The sequence below is a fragment of the Streptomyces sp. NPDC054765 genome, from assembly GCF_053612065.1.
In genome coordinates this window covers 36,119-58,186 of the sequence record NZ_JBSHBP010000048.1, presented here as the reverse complement: position 1 = coordinate 58,186, position 22,068 = coordinate 36,119, and the positions used below count along the sequence as shown (strand labels likewise).

The 22,068-nt window shown below is 72.3% G+C and carries 19 protein-coding genes; 5 read left to right on the top strand and 14 right to left on the bottom strand.

The features are described 5' to 3' along the window. Positions 1-109 precede the first annotated feature (109 nt). Positions 110-1,018: a helix-turn-helix domain-containing protein gene (locus ACWGJY_RS26695; RefSeq protein ID WP_453263378.1), complete on the bottom strand. Its 909-nt coding sequence runs from the start codon at positions 1,016-1,018 to the stop codon at positions 110-112. 113 nt (positions 1,019-1,131) lie between these two features. Then, the gene (locus ACWGJY_RS26690) at positions 1,132-1,374 is read right to left on the bottom strand and encodes a DUF397 domain-containing protein (RefSeq protein WP_453263377.1); all 243 of its coding nucleotides are present in this window, start codon (positions 1,372-1,374) and stop codon (positions 1,132-1,134) included. A gap of 195 nt (positions 1,375-1,569) precedes the next feature. Between ACWGJY_RS26690 and ACWGJY_RS26685 the strand changes: the two genes are divergently transcribed. Beyond that, the gene (locus tag ACWGJY_RS26685; RefSeq protein WP_453263376.1) at positions 1,570-2,076 is read left to right on the top strand and encodes an ATP-binding protein; all 507 of its coding nucleotides are present in this window, start codon (positions 1,570-1,572) and stop codon (positions 2,074-2,076) included. A 181-nt stretch (positions 2,077-2,257) separates the two neighbouring features. Here the strand turns inward: ACWGJY_RS26685 and meaB are convergent, their stop codons facing one another. The 3 genes from meaB to ACWGJY_RS26670 are packed head-to-tail and all read right to left on the bottom strand — an operon-like array spanning position 2,258 to position 7,504. After that, positions 2,258-3,334, bottom strand: coding sequence for a methylmalonyl Co-A mutase-associated GTPase MeaB (meaB, locus tag ACWGJY_RS26680; RefSeq protein WP_453263375.1), 1,077 nt, complete (start codon positions 3,332-3,334; stop codon positions 2,258-2,260). Positions 3,335-3,344: 10 nt separating this feature from the next. Beyond that, positions 3,345-5,618: a methylmalonyl-CoA mutase gene (gene scpA / locus ACWGJY_RS26675; RefSeq protein ID WP_453263374.1), complete on the bottom strand. Its 2,274-nt coding sequence runs from the start codon at positions 5,616-5,618 to the stop codon at positions 3,345-3,347. Then, positions 5,618-7,504 (bottom strand): methylmalonyl-CoA mutase family protein, encoded by a 1,887-nt coding sequence (locus tag ACWGJY_RS26670; protein ID WP_453263373.1) that lies wholly within the window; start codon positions 7,502-7,504, stop codon positions 5,618-5,620. The genes scpA and ACWGJY_RS26670 overlap by 1 nt, the downstream gene beginning before the upstream one ends. Positions 7,505-7,724: 220 nt before the next feature. On the opposite strand from ACWGJY_RS26670, the gene ACWGJY_RS26665 reads away from it, so the two are divergent. Beyond that, positions 7,725-9,023: a DUF4185 domain-containing protein gene (locus tag ACWGJY_RS26665; RefSeq protein WP_453263372.1), complete on the top strand. Its 1,299-nt coding sequence runs from the start codon at positions 7,725-7,727 to the stop codon at positions 9,021-9,023. 23 nt (positions 9,024-9,046) lie between these two features. On the opposite strand, the gene ACWGJY_RS26660 is transcribed toward ACWGJY_RS26665, so the two are convergent. From ACWGJY_RS26660 to ACWGJY_RS26650, 3 genes are read right to left on the bottom strand one after another with little or no spacing between them, the layout of a single operon-like run. Then, complete coding sequence (locus ACWGJY_RS26660; protein ID WP_453263371.1) at positions 9,047-9,784, bottom strand: hypothetical protein; 738 nt, start codon at positions 9,782-9,784, stop codon at positions 9,047-9,049. Continuing rightward, a complete protein-coding gene (locus ACWGJY_RS26655) occupies positions 9,781-11,364 on the bottom strand; it encodes an ATP-binding protein (RefSeq protein WP_453263389.1) in 1,584 nt (527 codons plus the stop codon). The genes ACWGJY_RS26660 and ACWGJY_RS26655 overlap by 4 nt, the downstream gene beginning before the upstream one ends. A gap of 17 nt (positions 11,365-11,381) precedes the next feature. Further along, positions 11,382-12,089, bottom strand: coding sequence for a response regulator (locus ACWGJY_RS26650; RefSeq protein ID WP_453263370.1), 708 nt, complete (start codon positions 12,087-12,089; stop codon positions 11,382-11,384). 151 nt (positions 12,090-12,240) lie between these two features. Here ACWGJY_RS26650 and ACWGJY_RS26645 point away from each other — a divergent pair, with 151 nt between their 5' ends. Beyond that, a complete protein-coding gene (locus tag ACWGJY_RS26645) occupies positions 12,241-13,011 on the top strand; it encodes a polysaccharide deacetylase family protein (protein WP_453263369.1) in 771 nt (256 codons plus the stop codon). 297 nt (positions 13,012-13,308) lie between these two features. On the opposite strand, the gene ACWGJY_RS26640 is transcribed toward ACWGJY_RS26645, so the two are convergent. The 3 genes from ACWGJY_RS26640 to ACWGJY_RS26630 form a co-directional block, all read right to left on the bottom strand. Further along, the gene (locus ACWGJY_RS26640) at positions 13,309-13,722 is read right to left on the bottom strand and encodes an SsgA family sporulation/cell division regulator (protein WP_453263368.1); all 414 of its coding nucleotides are present in this window, start codon (positions 13,720-13,722) and stop codon (positions 13,309-13,311) included. Positions 13,723-13,937: 215 nt separating this feature from the next. Next, positions 13,938-15,614, bottom strand: coding sequence for a PH domain-containing protein (locus ACWGJY_RS26635; RefSeq protein WP_453263388.1), 1,677 nt, complete (start codon positions 15,612-15,614; stop codon positions 13,938-13,940). Positions 15,615-15,706: 92 nt separating this feature from the next. Beyond that, the gene (locus tag ACWGJY_RS26630) at positions 15,707-16,225 is read right to left on the bottom strand and encodes a PH domain-containing protein (RefSeq protein ID WP_453263367.1); all 519 of its coding nucleotides are present in this window, start codon (positions 16,223-16,225) and stop codon (positions 15,707-15,709) included. Positions 16,226-16,380: 155 nt separating this feature from the next. On the opposite strand from ACWGJY_RS26630, the gene ACWGJY_RS26625 reads away from it, so the two are divergent. Then, positions 16,381-17,169, top strand: a complete 789-nt coding sequence (locus ACWGJY_RS26625; RefSeq protein WP_453263366.1) for a TetR/AcrR family transcriptional regulator — start codon at positions 16,381-16,383, stop codon at positions 17,167-17,169. A gap of 135 nt (positions 17,170-17,304) precedes the next feature. Here the strand turns inward: ACWGJY_RS26625 and ACWGJY_RS26620 are convergent, their stop codons facing one another. Continuing rightward, the gene (locus ACWGJY_RS26620; RefSeq protein WP_453263365.1) at positions 17,305-17,718 is read right to left on the bottom strand and encodes an SsgA family sporulation/cell division regulator; all 414 of its coding nucleotides are present in this window, start codon (positions 17,716-17,718) and stop codon (positions 17,305-17,307) included. A gap of 761 nt (positions 17,719-18,479) precedes the next feature. Between ACWGJY_RS26620 and ACWGJY_RS26615 the strand changes: the two genes are divergently transcribed. Beyond that, the gene (locus ACWGJY_RS26615) at positions 18,480-19,505 is read left to right on the top strand and encodes a WD40/YVTN/BNR-like repeat-containing protein (protein WP_453263364.1); all 1,026 of its coding nucleotides are present in this window, start codon (positions 18,480-18,482) and stop codon (positions 19,503-19,505) included. Positions 19,506-19,713: 208 nt separating this feature from the next. Here ACWGJY_RS26615 and ACWGJY_RS26610 read toward each other — a convergent pair whose 3' ends face one another. Together ACWGJY_RS26610 and ACWGJY_RS26605 are read right to left on the bottom strand one after the other, a co-directional pair. After that, positions 19,714-20,220, bottom strand: a complete 507-nt coding sequence (locus ACWGJY_RS26610) for a MarR family winged helix-turn-helix transcriptional regulator (RefSeq protein ID WP_453263363.1) — start codon at positions 20,218-20,220, stop codon at positions 19,714-19,716. Between the two features lie 84 nt (positions 20,221-20,304). Next, complete coding sequence (locus ACWGJY_RS26605; protein ID WP_453263362.1) at positions 20,305-22,068, bottom strand: FUSC family protein; 1,764 nt, start codon at positions 22,066-22,068, stop codon at positions 20,305-20,307.

Sequence of the window (22,068 nt, the reverse complement as noted above, 5' to 3'; positions counted from 1 at the left end):
CTTTTGGTGTTGTGGTTTGTTTTTTTTTTTTTTTACACACCCCCCTCGTCTTGGGTGGGGGGGGGGCCCCCGCCCCGCCCCCCCGCCCCTCTCCGCTGAAGCAGATGCGTCAGACTTCCTGCTTGAGCAGCCGTCCCAGAATCTCCAGGGACTCGCGCGGCGACTCGGACTGCGCGCTGAGCCGGTCCATCACCGCGAGGTAATGATCGACGTCATCCCGCTTGTCCAGATAGAGCGCACTGGTCAGCTGCTCCAGATACACGATGTCCGGCAGATCCGGCTCCAGGAAGCGCAGGATCGTGATCGGACCACCGGCCGCCGCCAGGCCGCCGAGGCTGAACGGCGCGATCTGCAGCGTGACATTCGGCAGCTCGGCCATCTTCAGCAGATGTCTGAGCTGACCTGCCATCACCTCCGGCCCGCCGAGCGGGCGGCGCAGCGACGCCTCGTCGATGACGGCCCACACTCGCGGCGCGTCCGGGACGGTCAGCAGCTCCTGCCGCTGCACGCGCAGCTGCACCCGTCGCTCGATCTCCTCGGGGGTGGACCTCGGATGACCGAGCTGCGCCACCGCGCGGGCGTAGTCCGGCGTCTGCAACAGGCCCGGCACGAACTGGACTTCGTACGTACGGATCACCGAGGCGGCTTCTTCGAGGCCGATATGCGTCTCGAACCAGCCGGGCAGCACATCGCCGTACTGATGCCACCAGCCGGGACTGCTGGTCTTGCGGGCCAGCTTGAGGAAGTCGGAACGGACCGCGTCGTCCGTGACGTGGTAGAGCGTCAGCAGATCGGCGACATCGCGCTCCTTGCAGCTCACCCGGCCCAGTTCCAGGCGGCTGATCTTCGCGTGCGAACCACGGATGGCGTCCCCGGCGGCTTCCCGGGTGATGCCCGCCGCCTCGCGCAGCCGGCGGAGCTGGGTGCCCAGCACGATACGCAGGACGGTCGGGCCGCCGCGTGGATGCTCCAGATAGCGGCGCAGGGACGGATCGCTGCTCGGCTGCGCGGCGGTCATGCTGACTCCCCTGAGTGGTCGGGCGAGCGCCCAGTGTCCCACCGCCCCGAGCGGTTCGTACAGTCAGGGCGACTAACCGATCGACATATGCGCCAATCGTGGTGGCGCATGTGTCAGGGGCCGGCGATGAGGTCGTCGAAGTCGCCGTCCTTGGCTCCCTGGACGAAAGCCACCATCTCGTCGCGGGTGTAGACCAGCGCCGGCCCCGAGGCGAACCGCGAGTTGCGCACCGCCACCCCGCCGTCCGAAAGAACGGCCAGTTCCACGCAGTTGCCGCTGGGGTTGCTACGGCGGCTCTTGCGCCAGACGGCACCTTCGATGCCGGTCGCCTGCATGCCGTTGGTCACCGACTCCATATCAGCTGCTCCCTTGCCGGAGGTCACTTCTTCGACCGATTTCGAGCCTGCGCTCACCTTGGCGTGAACGAGCCCCTGGGCCACCGTCCTTGCTGATGTAATTGCAGATGCACTTGCATCATGGGACGGCTGACGAGGATATTAGCCCTCCGAGGCAGTCCGGCCCAGCCCCGAAATCCCCTCGCGGAGATGTTGATGACCACACATCCGGCAGAGACCGTGCACGACGCCTTCAGGGATGAACCGTGTGAGGACAGCTGGTGGATGCCCGCTCCCGACGGCTTCGCCGCCTGCGCCCTCAGCGGCTCCGCGCGCACGGTGCCGGAAGCCCGCCGCTTCACCCGGGCGACCCTCGCCGGCTGGCAGATGTGCGCCGCCGTGGCCGACGACGTGGCCCTGGTCGTTTCCGAACTCGTCAGCAACGCCCTGCGGTACGGCGCCCGGCCCCCCGGGGACGAGGACGTCCGCGAGACGCCCGCCCCCTTCTGCAACGCCTGGCTCGCCCTGACCCGGCAGAACGCCACGGTGCTGTGCGCGGTGTCGGACGCCGGCACCGGCGCGCCCGTCGTCAAGCCCCCGGATGCCCTGTCAGAATCCGGGCGCGGACTGCATATCGTCGACCAGCTGAGCGACGCATGGGGCTGGACGCCGCCGGACCGGACCGGGAAGACGGTGTGGGCGACGGTGTCGCTGCGGGGCTGAGGCGCTCCCGTACGGGATGTCTGGTGGTCCAGCCCTCGGTGAGCCGGACGATCGCCCGGCTGGAGACCGAACTGAGTGTGCCCGTTGTCCGGGGCCGGTGCGCGAGCCGTGCGGTTGCTGCACGAAGAGGTGCTGCTCGTCGTGCCGGCCGGTCATCCGCCGGCCGGCGGGGAGCTGAGGCTCAGGGCAGGCCGGCCGCCCCGTCCGTCCCCTGCGCCCCGCCCGCCAGGCCGTCCCCCAGTCCGAACGCCGCCAGGAGCCGCTCGGCAGCCAGCGTCGCGGTGAGCTCGCCGTCGCGCACCGCACGTTCGACATCGGGGCCCAGCCGCCGTACCTCGGGGTGTTCCTGGAGGCGGTCGATCAGCCGTTCGCGCACCATCGACCAGGTCCAGTCGACCTGCTGGGCGCGGCGCCGCTCGGCCAGCGCCCCGGTGGACTCCAGGAGGGCGCGATGCTGTTCGACCCGCTCCCAGACCCCCTTCAGGCCGGTGCCCTCGCGGGCGCTGCAGGTCAGTACCGGGGGTGTCCAGGCCGCGTCCGGCGTGGGGGTCCCCCCTGTTCGAGCGTCGTCGAGAGCTTGGGGGCGCAACAGCCGTAGCGCACCGGCCAGTTCGCGGGCCGCCGAGCGGGCGTCCTGCTCGTGCGGGCCGTCGGCCTTGTTGACGGAGACCAGGTCCGCCAGCTCCAGCACGCCCTTCTTGATGCCCTGGAGCTGGTCGCCGGTGCGCGCCAGGGTCAGCAGCAGGAACGTGTCGACCATGCCCGCGACGGCGGTCTCGGACTGGCCGACGCCGACCGTCTCCACCAGGACGACGTCATAGCCCGCCGCCTCCATCACCACGATGGATTCGCGGGTGGCCCGTGCCACTCCGCCCAGCGTGCCGGACGTGGGGGAGGGGCGGACGAAGGCCGCCGGGTCCGTCGCCAGCCGCTCCATCCGGGTCTTGTCGCCCAGGATGGAGCCGCCGGTACGGCTGGAGGACGGGTCGACGGCGAGCACCGCCACCCGGTGCCCGGCACCGGTCAGCAGGGACCCGAGCGCGTCGATGAAGGTCGACTTGCCGACGCCCGGCACCCCGCTGATGCCCACTCTGCGGGCCGAACCGGAGTACGGGAGCAGCTCGATCAGCAGCCGCTGGGCCGCCGCCCGGTGGTCGGGGCGGGTGGACTCGACCAGGGTGACCGCGCGGGCGATCCAGGCGCGGGAGCCCGCGCGGACACCCTCGGCGTAGCGTTCGACATCGATCCTGGCAGGCATGGCCCCCCGATCAGAGCTCGTGGCCGAGGACCGATGCCAGGTCCTTCACCAGGTCGTGGGCGGCCTCGGGGATGACCGTGCCGGGCAGGAAGACGGCGGCGGCACCCATGTCGCGCAGCGGCTGCACATCCTGCGGCGGGATCACCCCGCCCACCACGATCGTGATGTCCTCCCGCTCCTCCGCGGCCAGCGCCTCCCGCAGTGCGGGCACCAGCGTCAGATGCCCGGCGGCCAGCGAGGACACCCCGACGATATGGACGTCCGCCTCCACCGCCTGGCGGGCCACCTCGGCCGGCGTCTGGAACAGCGGGCCGACATCGACGTCGAAGCCCAGGTCGGCGAAGGCCGTGGCGATCACCTTCTGGCCGCGGTCATGGCCGTCCTGGCCCATCTTGGCCACCAGGATGCGCGGGCGGCGGCCCTCCGCGCGCTCGAACTCGGCCACCAGCGCCCGGGTGCGCTCGACACCGGAGGAGGGGCCCGCTTCGTCTCGGTACACACCGGAGATCGTACGGATCTGGCCGGAGTGCCGTCCGTAGACCGACTCCAGGGCGTCCGAGATCTCGCCGACCGTCGCCATGGCACGGGCCGCGTCCACCGCCAGCGCCAGCAGATTGCCCTCCAGCCCCTCGCCGGGACCGGACTTCGCTGCCGCGGTCAGCGCCCGCAGCGCCTCCTGGCAGGCGTCCTCGTCGCGCTCGGCGCGCAGCCGCTTCAGCTTCTCGACCTGCTGGGCGCGCACCGAGGAGTTGTCGACCTTGAGGACGTCGATCTCCTCGTCGGTCTCCACCCGGTACTTGTTGACGCCGATCAGCGCCTGCCGGCCCGAGTCGATCCGCGCCTGGGTACGCGCAGCGGCCTCCTCGACGCGCAGTTTGGGGATGCCCGCGTCGATGGCCTTCGCCATCCCGCCGGCCGCCTCGACCTCCTCGATGTGCTGCCAGGCGCGCTGCGCCAGGTCGTGGGTGAGCTTCTCGATGTAGGCGCTGCCGCCCCAGGGGTCGATGACCCGGCAGGTGCCCGACTCCTGCTGCAGGAACAGCTGGGTGTTACGGGCGATACGGGCGGAGAAGTCGGTGGGCAGCGCGAGCGCCTCGTCGAGCGCGTTCGTGTGCAGGGACTGGGTGTGGCCCTGGGTGGCCGCCATCGCCTCCACACACGTCCGCGTGACGTTGTTGAACACGTCCTGCGCGGTCAGCGACCAGCCCGAGGTCTGCGAATGGGTGCGCAGGGAGAGCGACTTGGGGTTCTTCGGGTCGAAGCGCTGCACCAGGCGCGCCCACAGCAGCCGGGCCGCCCGCAGCTTGGCGATCTCCATGAAGAAGTTCATGCCGATCGCCCAGAAGAACGACAGCCGCGGCGCGAAGGAGTCCACGTCCATGCCCGCCGCCATGCCCGCGCGCAGGTACTCCACCCCGTCGGCGAGGGTGTATGCCAGCTCCAGGTCGGCCGTCGCACCCGCCTCTTGTATGTGGTAGCCGGAGATCGAGATGGAGTTGTAGCGCGGCATCTTCTGCGAGGTGTACGCGAAGATGTCGGAGATGATCCGCATCGAGGGCTGCGGCGGATAGATGTAGGTGTTGCGGACCATGAACTCCTTGAGGATGTCGTTCTGGATGGTCCCGGCCAGCTTCTCGGGCGGTACGCCCTGTTCCTCGGCGGCCACGATGTAGAGGGCGAGTACGGGCAGCACCGCACCGTTCATCGTCATCGACACGGTCATCTTGTCCAGCGGGATGCCCTCGAAGAGCTGCCGCATGTCATAGATCGAGTCGATCGCGACGCCCGCCATGCCGACATCGCCGGTCACCCGGGGATGGTCGCTGTCGTAGCCGCGGTGCGTGGGCAGGTCGAAGGCGACCGACAGACCCTTCTGGCCGGCCGCGAGATTGCGCCGGTAAAAGGCGTTGGACTCCTCGGCGGTGGAGAAGCCGGCGTACTGCCGGATCGTCCAGGGCTGGTTGACATACATCGTCGGGTACGGGCCGCGCAGATACGGCGTGATCCCGGGGTACGTCCCCAGGAAGTCGAGGCCGTCGAGGTCCTCCTCGGTGTACAGCGGCTTGACGTCGATGCCCTCCGGCGTCTCCCACGTCAGGTCCGCCACGCCCTTGCCGGTGGACTGCGCCACGGCCGCGGCCCAGGCCCCGCCGTCGCCGGCGGCGTCCGCCGTGGCCGGGCCGCCCAGCTCGACCGTGCTGAAGTCCGGGATGGCGCCGGCCGGCACCGAGGAGCCCCGCGGTGGCCCGCCAACGGCGCCTGTCTGCTGCGTCGTCTCCTCCATCACGCCACCTCCATGACATCCAGGGCCGAGGACAGCACCTCGACCGCGTCGCAGCCCGCGAAGACAAAGGAGTCCACCCCGGCCGCCACGAATTCCTCCCGGCGCTCACCCGGCCGGCCGTCCAGGTGCACCCGCAGTGCCCCCGCCGACTTCAGCGCGGCCGCCACGGCCGCCGCCTGCTCGCCGTACACCGCATCGCTCGCACACAGACAGGCGATCCGCGCGCCACTGCGGGCGAACGCCTCGGCCACCGACTCCGCATCCACCGGCGCGGGCTCCGAGACGGTCTCGATGCCGCCCGCCTGGAAGAGATTGGCGGCGAACGCCACCCGCGCGGTGTGCGCCGCGACCGGGCCCAGCGCGGCCAGAAAGACCTTCGGGCGGGCACCGTTCGCCGCCAGCCGGTCATCGGAGCGCGCCCGCAGCCGCTCGTACGCATCGTCCCTGCGCACCCGCGGCAGCCCTGCCCCGCCGACCGGCGCGGGCGCCGGTTCACGGGTCACCGGCGGCTCGGCGAGATGGGGGAACTCGCTGACACCGGTGATCGGTTCGCGGCGGTGGGCGAGGTCTGCGGTGCGGCGCTCCCAGGTGCGGGCCAGCCGGCCGGCGATCATCCCGGAGCGCAGCGCCGTGGCCTGGCCGCCCGCGCCCTCGATCTCCTGGAACCAGGACCACGCGGCACGGGCCAGCTCGTCGGTGAGGCTCTCCACGTACCAGGAGCCGCCCGCCGGGTCGATCACCTTCGACAGGTGCGACTCCTCCAGCAGCACGGACTGGGTGTTCCTGGCGATCCGGCGGGCGAACGCATCGGGTACGCCCAGCGCGGCATCGAACGGCAGCACCGTCACCGCATCCGCGCCGCCCACGCCCGCCGACAGCCCGGCGACCGTGGTGCGCAGCATGTTCACCCACGGGTCCCGACGGGTCATCATCACCGTGGAGGTGACGGCGTGCTGGCGCTGCGCCGACGCGGCGGGCGAGGCCCCGCAGACCTCGGCGACCCGGGCCCACAGCCGGCGGGCGGCGCGCAGTTTCGCGATCGTCAGAAACTGGTCGGCGGAGGCGGCATAGCGGAACTCCAGTTGCCGGCAGGCGTCGTCGATACCGAGACCGGCGTCCGTCAGCCGGCGCAGACAGGCGACGCCGGTGGCCAGCGAGGCACCCAGCTCCTCGGCGGGCGAGCCGCCCGCCTCGTGGTACGGCAGCGCATCGACGGCCAGCGCCCGGATGCCGGGCGCCTCGGTGGTGCAGCGCGCGGCCAGCCGGGCCGCGGACTCCCACTGGAGGCGCAGCTTGGCGTCGTCACCCGTACGGGCCAGCAGGCCGAGCGGGTCGGCGCCCAGGCAGCCGACCGCTTCGCCGAGCGGTGCGCCGGAAGCGGTGTACAGCCGCAGCAACTCCTCGGCGGCCGCCGCGAAATCGGCGCCCGCGTCCAGTACCACCGCGGCCAGGTCCAGATAGACGCCGTCGAGCGTCTGCTCCAGACCTTCCACCGGCACCCCGCCGTCGCCGACGGTCAGCCACACCGAGGTGACGCCGTTCTCCAGATCGGCCAGCACCGCTTCATTGGCGCGCCGCGGATCGGTGTGGACATGGCGCTGGCGTACGTCCCACCCGGCGACGGTCGTGCCCTCGGGCCGGCCGGCCCGGACGAACGGCGGGAAACCCGGGCGGCCCAGGGCGGCCCGGCCGTCCTCGGCGGTGTAGAGCGGGCGGATGCGGATGCCGTCCTGCAGATCGGTGGCGAGCGCATCCTCGGCGGCGGCGCCCGTCGCCTCTGTGACGCCCGATTTGCGCAGCACGCCTTCGACGAGGCGCTGCCACTGCTCTCGATCGGCATCGGGGAAGGCAGCGGCCAGGGGGAGTTCGGGGGACTCGGCGGTCATGGCAGCAGGCTAGGCGAACGACCGTTAGCTGGAGCAGGGGCTCCAGCTGTGACCTTGCACTCGTTGACCTCCCATGGATCTTCATATTTATGCGTCGGAAGGGGCAGGTGGGACGGGTCGGCCGTATGGCGCGGAGTCATCTTTTTCCGTACCGGACGCACCCGTCCCGGACCGCCCGGCGGTTCAGTACGGTGGGCCCGGCACCCGACCGAGGAGCACCATGCCCAAGGCGCCGATGATCCGCACCACGGCCGTCGCCCCGCTGCTTCTCGCCGCCGCCGCGCTCCTGTGGGCGCCGCCGCGTACGGCTTCCCCCGGCCACGCCGCGGGCTGCGCCGGACGCCGGATCGCCTCCTGGTCCGTCGATTCCCGGCATACCGCGGAATTCGCCCGTTACGGCGACGACAACACCCGGGGGGACGACTGGACCGGCGGTGACGGCACCCACTCGGTGCGCCTTCCCGACGGCCGTACGCTCTGGCTCTTCTCCGACACCTTCCTCGACCGGATCCAGCCGCCGCCCAACTCCCAGGGGGAGCACCATCGTTGGCGCACCGCCGACACCGGTGGCGCCCCGCTCCTAAGGCACAACTCCGCCGTGGTGATGTCCCGTTCGGGACGGCTGGAGCGCACCCTGACCGGCGGCAGCGCGGCCGCCCCCGGCCCGTTCTTCCCCGACCCGCCCGGCGGTGGGTGGCGCTGGCCGGTCCGCGCGAGCGTGGAGCCGCGTACGCCCGGCGCACCGGAGAAGGTCGTCCGGGTACTGCTGTGGAACCGTGCTCCCGGAACCGGACCGTGGATCTTCGGCATCCCGCGGGGCACCGAGGTCGCCACGCTGTCGCTGCCCGGCCTGCGCCTGGAAGGCATCACGCGGACCGTTGACCGGACCTCCGTCGCGGACCCGGGCCGACGCGTCCTCTACGGGGCGGCGGCGGTCCGCGACGGAGAGCGGACCTATGTCTTCGGCGGCGACGACCCGCCCTCGTCGCCGGCCTCCAGCGCCTACCTCGCGCGGGTCCCGGCGGGGCGGCTCGCGGACCCCGGGAGCTGGCGCTTCTGGGACGGCGCCCACTGGCGGCGGCAGGCCGGACGGGCCGCGCCGGTGCTGCGGGCCGGCGGCCGGCGCGGCGTCGGCAGCGCCTTCACCGTCGTGCGCGACGGTCCGGTCTGGGTGCTGTTCACCATGGACACCGGGGGAGGCGGAGCGGCCGGGATGCGGACGGTCACCGGCTACTGGTCCTGTTCGCCGCAGGGCCCCTGGCACGGGCCGGACGGCCGCCTCACCCCACCCCGCCCACCGGCCGCCGACCCGCGGTATGTCGTCGTCTACAACCCCCAGATACACCCCGAATTCACGGCAAAAGGGGAGTTTCTGCTCAGCTATGACGTCAATTGGCTCGGCCCGCCCGGCGTCCCGGCCGGTCCCCGGCTGAACGATGATGTGGAGCTCTACCGGCCGCGGTTCCTGCGCGTACGGCTGGGGCCGCCGGGTGGTGAGGCCGGCGCGGCCGGGCGGTGACGGCCGTACGGCGGTGGCCCGCGTCAGCCCGCCGTGCCCGAGGCCGCGCCTGTCGTGCCCGAGGCCGCGCCTGTCGTGCCCGAGGCCGCGCCTGTCGTGCCCGAGGCCGCGCCTGTCGTGCCCGTGCCGGTCCCGTCCGGGTCGGCCGGGGCGGGCATACGGGTCTGGCTCGGCTCGACGATGGGGAACGCGTTGTTGCCGCCGCACACCATGGGGCCGACGCGGTCGGATTTGCTCACCAGCGTCACGGTGACCTCCCCGGGCGGCTTGTTCCCGGGCACCCGGGCATTGGCCGCGGTGCACACCAGCTGGTTCAGCGAGGCGGAGTCCAGCCGCTTGACGTCCATCGGCAGGTTGATCACGACGCGGCCGACCCGGGTGGCGACCGTCAGCGGCACGGGGAACTTCGGCAGCACGCTGGACAGGCCGCGCATCCGCTCGGCGTGATTCGGCCCCTTCATCAGCGCCTCGATGGCCTGTTCCGGGCCGACCGGTGCATCCGCCCGCCGGGTCGCCGAGCGCAGCCCGGAAGGCCCGTAGAAGAACAGCTGGACATCGGCCTCGGGCTGGCCCGGTGACTTGACGCCGGTGGCGGGCTCCCCGGCGTCGATGACATCGGTCGGCGCGATACCGCAGCCGGACAGCGCACCGGCCAGGATCCCGGTGAGCACGCCGCCCAGCGCAACGGTGAGCGCGCCGGTCAGCACCCGCCGCCGGGTCCGCGTCGCGTGCAGGGCGTCCGGGGCGTTCTCGGCGCTCATGCGTGGCTTTCCTTCCCGGCTTCGAGGCGTACGCCGCCCCGGTCGCCGTCCGTGGTCCGCTCCCCGTCCGCCCATGCCTCGTCCGGCGGACCGGTGCTCCCGTCGGCCGCCGGCTCGACCGCCTCCTCGTGGCGCAGCGGCAGATCCACCGTGAACACCGCGCCGCCTCCGGGGGCGTTGGCGGCACGCATCGAGCCGCCGTGCAGCCGTACGTTCTCCAGCGCGATGGCCAGACCCAGGCCGCTGCCCTCCGAGCGGGCGCGGGCGGAGTCCGCCTTGTAGAAGCGGTCGAAGACATGCGGCAGGACCTCGGGGTCGATGCCCGGCCCGCTGTCGGCGATCTCGATCAGCAGCCGGTCCGCGCCCGGCTCCGGGGCGTGCAGCCGCACCCGGACCGGCTCGCCGCCGTGGTGCAGGGCATTGCCGACCAGGTTGGCGACCACCACATCGAGCCGCCGTGGATCGAGCCCGGCCCGTACGTCCGCCGGCAGGTCCGCCGTCACCCGCTTCTGCCAGGCCCTGGCCTGCAGGGTCTTGCGGATGGTCTCGGCGACGTCCACCTCGTCCAGATGGAGCGCCGCGGCCCCCGCGTCGAACCGTGACACCTCCATCAGGTCCTCCACCATCCGTGCGAGCTTCCCGGTCTCCTGGCTGATCAGCCGGACCGCGGAGGCGGTGTCGGGGTCGAGGGAGTCGGCGTCCTCGTCGAGCACATCGGTGACCGCGGTCATCGCCGCCAGCGGTGTCCGCAGCTCGTGCGAGACATCGGCGACGAACCGCCGGGAGTTGGCCTCCAGGCGGCGCAGCTCGGCCATGCTCTCCTCCAGCCGGGCCGCCATGTCGTTGAAGGTCCGGGACAGATCCGCGATCTCATCGGCGCCCTTGACCTCCAGCCGGGTGTCCAGCTTGCCCTCGGCGATCCGTCCGGCGGCCTGCCGCAGTCCCCGTACGGGCCGCAGCACACCGCGCGCGGCGAGCAGCGCCAGGACCACGGTCAGTATCACCACCGGCAGCGCGCCCCGCTGTGCGGCGCTCACCAGTGCCTCGACGTTGGACTCCTCGGCGCTCAGCGGGAGCTGGGCGTAGACGGACAGCGCGGAGGCCCGGCCGTCGGACTGCCGCACCGGCATCCCGATCAGCAGCCAGGGATCCCCGTCGCGTTCCACGCGCTGGAAGGCCGGCACATGGCGCTTCTCCACCGACTCCTTGAGGCCGGTGGGTATCACGACACTGCCCCGCAGGTCGCCTTCATCGGTGTCCCGTACGCCGCGGTACTGTACCGAAATGTCCCAGTCCCGGGACTTTCCGGAGCGCTCCAGCTGGACCCGCAGGGAATCCAGGTCCGCCCGGGACGGCGGCACCGGCAGCTCGGGCGCCAGCGAATTCACCTGCGCCCGCAGGTCGTTGACGGCGATGTCCTGGGAGCGTTGGAGGATGGCGTTACGGGCTTCCTGATAGGTCAGCAGGGCAGTGGTCAGCGCGCTGACGGCGGCCACCACCAGGAACCCCACGACCAGCCGGGCCCGCAGACCGCGCAGCAGCTGGGGGTTTCCCGCCCGCAGCCGGGGGAGGGCCGGCACCCGGCCGGCGAGGCGCTTCACAGGGGCCCGAAGCGATAGCCGAAGCCGCGCACGGTCTGGACGTAACGGGGGCTGCGCGGGGTGTCCTCTATCTTCGTCCGCAGCCGCATGACACAGGCGTCGACCAGCCGCGCATCGCCGTGGTAGCTGTGCTCCCACACATGCTCCAGGAGCTGCTGGCGGCTGAAGACCTGCCCCGGAGTGGCGGACAGGAACAGCAGCAGCTTCATCTCCGAGGGGGCCAGCGACAGATCCTGGCCGCCCTTGCCGACCACCAGGCCGGCGCGGTCTATGGCCAGTTCGCCATAGGTCTCGACCGGGGCGGGACCCGGCTCCGCCGCGGCCGGTGCGCCGTCGGCGGGCAGTGCGGTACGGCGCAGCACCGCGCGCATCCGTGCTTCGAGGACCTCGCCGCGGGCCGGTTTGACGATGTAGTCGTCGGCCCCGGCCTCCAGCCCGAGCACCACGTCCAGATCGTCGCCACGGGCGGTGAGCATGATGATCGGCAGCTGCCGCTCGGCACGGATCAGCCGGCACACCTCGAAGCCGTCCTTGCCGGGGAGCATCAGATCCAGCAGCACGATGTCGGGGCGGAACCCCGGCAGGGCCTCCAGACCCTCCTCGCCGCTGGCCGCGGCCGCCACTTCGTGGCCGCGCCGCCGTAGGGCGAGGGACACTCCGTCCCGTACGGCGGCGTCGTCCTCGATCAGAAGTACACGTGGCATGGGTCCAGTATCAATAAGTTTCATGATGGATCCGTAACAGGAGCAGCCTTCCCGGACTTTGCTGCATCTCATGTGGTGCAAGGCGGTGCGTGCCAACGCGCCCACCGCCGGTCGGTACGCATACGAGCACGGTATGAGGGACGGGGTCGGCATGGCAGGGCGCTTCGGCATTCAAGGCGGCATCATCGGAGTGGCCGCGGCAGCAGTGGTCTCACTCGGGGTCGCGGGGGCGCTCGCCTTCGGCGATTTCGGGACCACTTCGCAGGCCGAGGCGGAGAGCGCCGGCGGGCAGCCCAAGCGGGCAGCCCCGGTCGCTCCGGTCGACTCCTCCATCGTGCACGCCTCGGACCGCCCCGGCCGCAGCCTCAACATCACCATCGACGACGGCCCGGACCCGGTCTGGACCCCGAAGGTGCTGGACGTGCTGAAGAAGCACAACGTCAAAGCGGTCTTCTGCATGATCGGCCCGCAGGCCAAGGCGCATCCGGACCTCGTCAAGCGGGTGGTGGCCGCGGGGCACAGGCTCTGCGACCACACCATCAGCCACAACACCGGTATGGACCACCAGCCACAGAGCTACCAGTCGCAGCAGATACTCGGCGCGCAGAAGATGATCGAGGACGCGGCGGGTGGCGCAAAGGTCGAGTACTACCGCGCCCCCGGCGGCGCCTTCACGCCCTACAGCCGGAAGCTGGCCGCGGACCACGGTATGCGCCCGCTGGGCTGGAACGTCGACAGCAAGGACTTCGAGGGCGGCAGCGTCGGGACGATCGAGTCAACGGTGCGCGGCGAACTCCGCAACGGGCCGACGGTCCTGTTCCACGACGGCGGCGGTAACCGCGCCCGGACCGTCGAGTCGATGGACCGGCTGCTGCCGTGGATGCAGCAGCAGGGTTACGGGTTCGGATTCCCCAAGCGCTGAGGGGATCCGCAGAGCGCCGGCGTTCGCAAGCGCCGGGATCCGCAAAGCCCCGCCCGGCCCTGCCCCGTCCGCTTGCCCGCGGGCGGGGCAGGGCCTTCTGGGTTCTGCGAGTTGTGCGGGCCGGGCGGCTGACGGCCGTCTCCGACCCGTGAGTCACCCCGGGGCCTGTCCGTCACCGACCGCCGGACAGGCCCCGGGGCGTGCCGTCGCCTCCCGGATTCCCGGCGGCTACGGCCTCCTCCTCGCGGTCCGACGGCTTCCTCCCCCGGTCGTACGCCGCGAAGAGCTTGCCCCGCCTCACGCCGCGCCGAACAGCTCCGCGAGGTCGCGGTCCATGCCGAGGTGCGCCTGCTCGCGGCCCGCGGGTACGGCCTCGTAGGAGCGGGCGAGGAACAGCCGGACGTCCTCGGTCTTCAACTGGACCATGGCGATACCTTCCGCCGCGTGGAACTCCATCACCGTGCGGTCCGGGCCGGACGGCCGCACCCGCACATCGCCGCGCCCGGCCGGCAGCCGCAGCCCCTCATCGAGCAGCTCGCGGGCGAACGCCCAGTCCACGGCGGAGCCGTCCAGCGAGATTTCCGGCGGGAAGAACATCCGTACCGCCAGCGGATCGGCGGGCTGGTAGTGCAGCACCGCGGGCACCGGGTGCGGGCCGAAAGCGGTGGCGATGAGGCGGACCTGGACGGCTTGGTCGATGACGGGGTTCATCGCGCTGCTCCCTCACGGCTGTCGGGTCTTGGGCAATGGCTCGTCCAGTAGGACGGTCTGCCCGCGCTCGTCGTGCACGCGACATGCGTGTGAGGTATCTCATGTCGCCGAGGGGTTGTCCCGAGGTCCGTCGCGCGCCAGGCGCGGCGTTGTCACCGGCGCGCTGCCCCTCCGGCCGAAGGAGCGGCGCCCCCGCACATGACGTGCCCGTGCCGCTACGGCAGTCGCTGCGCCGGAAGGTGATCCGGTGTCCCGGGGTGCCTCAGGAACTCCTCCAGGATCCCCGGGGCAGCCGCCGCAGCGAAGGCCGGGGCCTCGGCGGCCGAGAGGTCCGGGATCCGGTAGCCGTCCTCGCCCGCCGCGACCGCGGCGGTGAGGGTGACCAGGCCGGCCCGGCGGGTGAACGGCGAGGTCGAGAACGTCCAGGCGGCGATGGCCTCGCGCTGGAGGGCCAGGGTGTCGCGGCTGAAGGTGCCCGAGCGGGCCACCAGATACGGGCCGTCCACGCCGTGCCCCAGATTGCGGTACGCGTCCCGGGCCAGCCACAGCACCATCGCCGTGGTGATCACCGCGTAGATCCAGGCGCAGTGCAGCAGAACGGGTGTGAACGCCGCGCCGAGGCCGGCGAGGACGGCGGTGCCGGGCAGCACCGCCCACAGCAGTCCGCGCACCCGGCGCCGGCGAAGGGCGACGCGGGGGTGCGGCGCCAGCCCGGCCGGCGACACGCTTCCCGGGAACGGTGACCGCAGGGCGCCGCCCGCCACCCGCAGCGCCTCCGGGCGGGGCGCCGGCGGCAGCAGCCCACTGCGCTTGCGGTTCTCCTCGCGGTTGCCCAGACCACCCGCCACCGCGTGTACCAGCGCCCCGCCACCGGCCCGCAACAGCAGCGGTTCGCGCAGCAACACCCCGCACAGCCGGGCCCGTTCGATGGTGACCGCGCGGGTGGTGAACAGGCCGCGGCGCACCCGCAGAGTGCGTGCGTCGGTCCACTCCAGGCAGTAGTTCCACCAGTTCTCGACGTACAGGGCGACGGCGCCGACCGAGCCGAGGGCGAGGACCGCGAGCAGCGCCGCCGGGATCGTCAGCCACAGCGCACTTGCGCCGAATTCGGTGAACGCCCGCTGGACGAAGCCGAGTTTCCAGGCCTCGATGCCGATGCCGTCCAGGACCCGGTAGACCGAACCGGCCACCACGAACACCCCGCCGATGACCCAGAAGGTGAGCGGCGCATACCGCAGCCAGCGCCAGCTGATCCGGGCCACGACCGGGTCGTTCGCGACCGCCTCGACGTCCGTGTACGCGAGTAGTTCCGCGCGCAGCCGCTCCGCCTCCGGGACCGCGAGTGCCTCCAGCGACAACTCGCTGCGGCCGTCCCCCGAGCCCGCCGTACCGGCTCGCAACACCGTGACGCCCAGCAGCCGGTGCAGCGGTGAAGCCGTCAGATCGACGGTGCGGATGCGGTGCAACGGGACACTGCGCAGCCGCCGGTTCAGCAGTCCGCTGCGTACGTCGAGGGTCCGGGCGTGGCGCCCGCCGCCACCGCCGGGAGCATCCGTTCCCGAGCCGTCCGCAGGCTGGGGGAGGGAGATCCGGAAGTCCGTACGGGCCCAGCGGATCAGGCCGATCGTGGTGACCACGCCGAACGAGACGGCGATGGCGGCGAGCGTGAACCAGGCTCCGGTGGTGATCCGGCCCCCGGTGGCCAGCGCCGTCAGCGCCAGCGAACCGAGCGGCGCGGCCATCCAGCCGCAGTGCACCAGCAGTGTGCGCGGATCCAGCCGCCGCCATGGGGCCGTGCCGGGCCGCGTGCCGGGTGCGTCGGTGAGCGCGGCAGGTACGGCGGTGGGTGTGCCGGGTATGGCGGTAGGCATGCCTGGTGCGCCGCGGTCCATGCCTCGCGTGCCGCGATCCGTGCCGGGCGCGTCGCGGTCCACCCCTCGTGCGTCCCGGTCCATGCCGGGTACCTCGGGCTCCAGCGGCGCGCTCATGCGGCATCACCCGGTACGTCTTGCGCCGCCTCGCCGATCCGCCGGGACAGTTCCTCGGCGTCCGCGTCCGACAGTCCCGCGATCTTGATGTCGCCCGCGGTCGACGCGGTGGTGACGGTCACCGTCGCCAGTCCGTACCGCCGTTGCAGGGGTCCGCGCACGGTGTCCACCGTCTGCACCCGGGTCAGCGGAGCGATCCGCCGCTTCTGCCAGAACCAGCCGCCGGCCGCATAGACCGCACGTCCGCCCAGCTCCCAGGCGTGCACCGCATACCGCCACCGTGGCATGACCACGAGATAGCCGACGGCCGGCAGTACGAGCACCACGAGCAGGAGCGGGCCCAACCACGGCAGCGCGCCCGGGAAGAAGAGGAGGGACAGGACCGCCATGGCGAGTGCGGTGAGCAGCATCGGACCGCTGAGCGTCAGCAGTGCCTGGACCGTCCACCAGCGACGGGCCCGGGGATCGACCCGGTGGCGGGGCGGGCGCAGCAGTGGGGCGGCGGGCTCGGGCATGAGGGTCACCGGTTTCCAAGTCAAGCGTATTGAGTGGCGATACGTTATAACGGTACAAGCGACTTGTAAAAGCGGCCGGGCACCCTGACCGGAGTCATGTGCCGCCATGTGCCGCCCTGTGCGACGGGCCGCGCACTGTACGAAGGAGGTCATCCGTGCCCAAGAAGGTGGACCACGAAGCCAGGCGCCAGGAGATCTCCGAGGCGCTGTGGCGGATTGCGAGCACCCGCGGGCTGGACGGCGCGAGCCTGCGCGACGTCGCCGCGGAGGCCGGTATCTCGCTCGGCCGGCTGCAGCACTACTTCCGCACCAAGGACGAGATGCTCCTCTTCGCCCTCCAGCGCATCAACCGGCTCGCCGCGGCCCGGATCCGCGCGCGTATCGAGGAGCTGACCGAGGAGCCGACGCCGCGCGAGGTGCTGCGCGCCTGCCTGTCGGGAATGCTGCCGCTGGACGACAAGAGCCGCATCGGACTGCTGGTCGGCGCCGCCTACTTCGCCCGCGCGGTGCACGACCAGACCCTGCGCGCCGAGGCCGAGAACGGCATCCCCCGGCTCCGTGCCTTCTTCGCCGACCAGCTGCGGCTGGCCGCGGACCGTGGTGAGGTGCCGCCGGAGCGTGCCACCGAGGACGAGGCGATGCTGCTGATCAGCATGGCCGACGGGCTCGCCACCTACGTCCTGCTGGGTGTGCACGACTCCCGGACCGCACTACGGCTGCTGGATCTGCATCTGGCGAACCTCTTCGGGGCGGGCCGTACAGCGGAAGGGCAACCTGCGCCGGTGCCGCCCGGTCGCGGGGCCGACGCGGCGATTGGCGGGGCGGCCGACGGGGCGGCCGACGGGGTGATCGGCAGTGCGGCCGACGGAGCGATCGGCAGTGCGACCGACGGGGCGGCTCCTGCGCCGGGGGATGTCCAAGTGCCGCCTGCTGCCCGCCGATGAGCCTCCGACTGCGGCGGCGGGGCGAACTTGAGACGGCGAGCTTGCGGGAGAATGCAGAGGGATACCGGGGCGAGGCTGAGGGCGCGAGGCTCGGAGGAGGTGCGCGCCCGCATCATCGCTGTCAGGGGGCGAGTCCTACGCCTCGCGCAACAGCGCGGCGAGATCGGCCTCGACGTCCAGATGCCGCGCCTCGTCGCCCTTTGCGACGAGTTGGTACGACCGGGCCAGGAAAGCCCGCAGTTCCTGTGCGTCGAACTGCACGACCGCCATGCCACCGACGGCGTGAAACTCCATCACCACGGCGTCGGAGTCGTACGGCCAGATCTGCACGTCGCCCGCCCCGGCCGGCTCGCACAGACCCTCCTCCAGCAGATCCCGCCCGAACGTCCACGCCACCTCGGCTCCGTCCAGCGACGCGGCGGGCGGGAAGACCAAGCGCACCGCGAACGGGTCGGCGCGGTCATAACGCAGGCTCGCCGGAATCACCTGCGACCGGGGAGCGGTCGCGATGAGACGGGCCTGAACGGCTTGGTCGATGACTCTGGACATCGCCGGCTCCCTTGCATTCGGTGCGGATCGTTGGGTCTTTGACTACTAGGACGCGCAGGTCATCGCGCCAGGTGCATTGGATTCCCACGTGACCTGCATCACGGGCCGTTGAATGTGCGCATATGCCCTCTTTGGCGTGCACCCGGGGTGGGTGATCGGTCCCTGGGTGCCTGATTTGACGGCCCGTCAGACGTGGTGTCGTGCCGGTGGCACGCCATCGCTGCGCCGTGATCGTGACCTCACTCGCCGCCGGTGACGTGGACCGGTGACGTGGGCCGGTGACGTAGGGCGGCGGCGCAGGACGGCGGCGCGCGCCGGTTGTCGCGAGCAGGGGTGGGCGGTGCTGGACGTCTGTGGACGGTGGTCGGCTGGATGACGACGGTCTGGACGGCGCGGTCGGGTTGGGCTAGCTTCCAGCCCAAAACCAGAGCGGGGTGGGGCGAATGAGGCGCACGGGACGCTTGTTGTTCGGGGGCTCGGACCGGGGTGCGAGGGGGGTGCGGGGTACGCGCCGGGCCCGGCGCTGGGCGGCGGTAACCGCCGGTGCGGCGGTGCTCGCAGCAATGGCGGCAGGCCCGGCGGCCGCGGCCCGCCAGACGAGCACCCACACGTACGGAACCACCTCCGCGAGCGCCCCCGGGACCGCTCACGCGGCTCCGCACGGGACCAGGGACGCGGGGCCCTACGGGACCAGGGACGCGGGGCCCTACGGGACCAGGGACGCGGCGCCGTTCGCAACCAGGGGCGCCGGTTCGTCCGCGGTGGCGCAGACGGCAGCCGGCGAGCCGGTGCCGGCGGCGTCGCTCACCACCCCGCACGCCGGCTGGCGGCTCAAGGACAGCGGCAGCACCGCCCGCTTTCGCGGTCTTGCGGCCGTCAGCCGTACGACCGCCTGGGTCGCGGGTACGGCGGGCACCGTGCTGCGCACCCACGACGGTGGTAAGCACTGGAGCGACATCTCCCCACCCGGCGCCGGGGGACTGGAGTTCCGTGACGTCGAGGCACTCGATACGCGCCGCGCGGTCGTCCTCGCGATCGGTGAGGGCGAGGCCTCACGCGTCTTCCGCACCGACGATGCCGGCGCCACCTGGACCGAAAGCTTCCGCAACACCGACCCCCGTGCGTTCTACGACTGCCTGACGTTCTTCGACCGGCGGCACGGCATCGCACTCAGCGACCCCGTCGACGGCAGGTACCGCATCCTGTCCACCGCGGACGGCGGCCGCAGCTGGCACGTACTGCCGTCCGACGGGATGCCGCCGGCCCAGAAGGGCGAAGCCGCGTTCGCCGCCAGCGGCCAGTGCCTGGTGTCGGCCGGCCGCCGTGATGCCTGGATCGCCACCGGTGGCGCGGCCACCGCCCGCGTGCTGCACACCGCCGACCGCGGCCGTACCTGGTCGGTCACCGATACCCCGGTACCCGCGGGCGACCCGGCCCGTGGCGTCTTCGCCCTCGCCTTGCGCGACCGCACCCATGCCCTCGCGGTCGGCGGCGATTTCCGCCCCGGCCGGCCCTCGCCCCGTGCCGCCGCGGTCAGCGCTGACGCCGGCGCCACCTGGACACCGGCCGTCGAACCCCCGAAGGCCTACCGCTCCGGCGCCGCCTGGCTCCCGCACTCCCGTCGCCTCGCCCTCGCGGTCGGTCCGTCGGGCAGCGATCTGACCCTCGACGGCGGCCGTACCTGGCACACCTTCGACCACGGTTCGTACGACACCGTTGACTGCGCCCCCGACCTGGGCTGCTGGGCCGCCGGAGAGCGCGGCCGGATCGCACGGCTGGAGCCCTGACAGCGGCCCCGACGTCGCACGGGCGGAGCGGGTCGGCGTGGCGGGGCGGCGTGGTGGAGGCCTGAATGGTGGAAGGCGGAGGCGGGGCGCGCGCCGGCAGACAGGAGGGCGGACGGATGAGGCGCCGGGCCGGGACGGACGAGGCGCCGGGCCGGGACGGGCGAGGCGCCGGGCCGGGACGGGCGTCCAGGGGTCACGGCCGCCTCCCTCACTCCATCAGGCTGCCGAGCCGCCCCTCCAGTACCACCAGCAATTCGCCCAGTGCCGTGGAGAGTTGCTCCTGCCGCTGATCGCCGATGCCGTCGAGCAGCGCCGCCTCGTACCGCAGTTGCTCGGGCAGCAGCTGGTCGATGGTCTCGCGTCCCTCGTCGGTGAGCGAGAGATGCGCGACGCGGCGGTCCCGTTCGTCGGGGCGGCGGGCGATCAGCCCACGCTCCTCCAGCTGCCGTACGCGTTTGGTCACCGCGGCACCGGACGCAAAGGTCTCTCGGGCCACCCGCCCGGGGGTCAGCTCGCGGTCCATCCGGCGCAGGGTGCCGAGGATGTCGAATTCGGGACGGGTGAGCCCGGCCTTCCGCAGCGGCGCATCGGCTGCCTGCTGCAGCAGCGCGGAGCAGCGGTTGAGCCGCCCGATCACCGCCATCGGGCCGGTGTCCAGCCCGGGGTGCACCCGCTGCCACTGGCGCAGCACCCCCGCGACGATGTCCTCGGTCACCCGCACACTCCTCTCCGCCATCTCGTACGCCCCTAATTGTGCCTGCCGTACGGTGCCGGCCGCGGCCCCGGGCGGGCAGGCGGGTCAGGCGGCCGGCACCGGTGTCGAGTGCTGCCCCACGAGACCGGCCAGCGCCCGGTGACCCTGCTGCTCGGCACGCGCGATCCGCTCCTGCGGCAGGGCGCGCTGCCACCACTCGCCGGCCGCCACCTCCACGGCCTCGCGGAGTTCGACCAGACCACCGGCCAGCCGGTCACGGGCCCAGCCGGTCTCCCGGGCGTCGAACTCCCCGGGGGCGTCCCCCGTCGTCAGCAGCCGCAATGCAGCGGCCTCCGCAGCCGCAACCCGCTCCAGGGCGGCCTCGATACGGTCGGCGGCCCGCCGGTTGGTGACCAGGACACAGCAGGCCAGCCCCACCGTCGCGCCCACCACGGTGTCGATCCAGCGGTCGGTGATCAGCGTCCGCGCCGGCAGCCGACTGCCGAACTCGGTCAGCAGCAGCGCCATCGGCGTCACCCACACCGAGCCGAGCCAGTAATTACGGGTGATGCCGGCCTCCGCGCCGAGCTGGAAGGCCAGCACCAGCACGATCATCACGAGCGGCCCGAGGTGCATCAGTGGCAGCAGCGCGGTGTAGAGCACGAGACCGAGCAGATTGCCGAGGGTGCGCTGCAGCGCCCGCTGCCAGGAGAGTGTGGTGTTGGCCTGGTAGATCGAGGCCGCGGTCACCACGGCCCAGTACGGGTGGCCGACGCCGACGGCCATCGATGCCCAGCCCGCCAGCACACACCCGATGGCGACCCGCGCGCCGATGGGCAGCAGCGGTGACCCGGGTGCGAGCCGGGTGAACACCGCCCGCACCCCGTGCGGACCACCGGGCGCGGGCCGCCGCGGCTGCCACGCCTCGTCAGCGACTCCCACCAGTTCCCCGGCCTCAGCGGCCGTCAGCACCACTCCGGGCAACGGGCGCCCGCTACGCAGCTCACGCGCCCAGGAGCTGAGCCGCTCGGCTTTGTCTGCGGCGGAGCGGGCATCGTGCCCCAGCACCGACTCGGCCCGCACCAGCAGTCGTTCGAGCCCGGCCCGCGCGGTGGCCTTCGCCGGGGTGCGCGCCCGGACCAGGAACAGCGTGTGCCAGGCGGCGTTCACGGCGGCGGCGGTGGCATGCCGGGCGTGTGCCACACCGGCCGGATCCGCCCCGCCGGAGCCCGGGGCCGTACGCAGCAGTCCCGCGGCGGCCTCCAGCGCGCGGGCGGCGGCGATGCGCTCGGGTCCCTGTGGCCGGATGAGGGCCGGTGCCATACAGACCAGCCAGGCGAGTCCCCCGGCGCCGAGCGCCAGCGCCATGTGCTGGGGCACCTGGCCGAGCTGCTGCGGCACGAAGAACGCCGACGCCGCGATGAACGTCAGGATGAGGTTCCCCGGCGGGCCGATGCGCGTGGCATCACACACCATCTTGTGGACCGCGGCCATCAGCGAAGCCAGCACGACGAGCAGCGCCGTCGAGGTGGTCAGCGAGGCGGCGGTCAGCGCGAGGCCCAGACCGGCGACCATTCCGAGCACCACCCACAACAGAGTGCGGGCGCGGGCGGCGTACGGCAGGCCGTGCGCATAGAGGGCGCACATCGCCCCGGCCGAGGTGTACAGGATCAGATCCAGCCGGCCCAGGGCGCACAACGCGAGGTCGGGGAGCGCCAGCGCCGCCACCGCACTGAGTGCCGGTTTGTGCCAGATGTCGACGGGGCGGCGCAGTCGCACGGTGCTCCTGATCGGCAACGGCCGAGCGCGCACCGCGCTGCCCGGCGCGGTGCGCGCGCTCTTTCCGGTCGGTCTGGCGTGCTTCCCCAT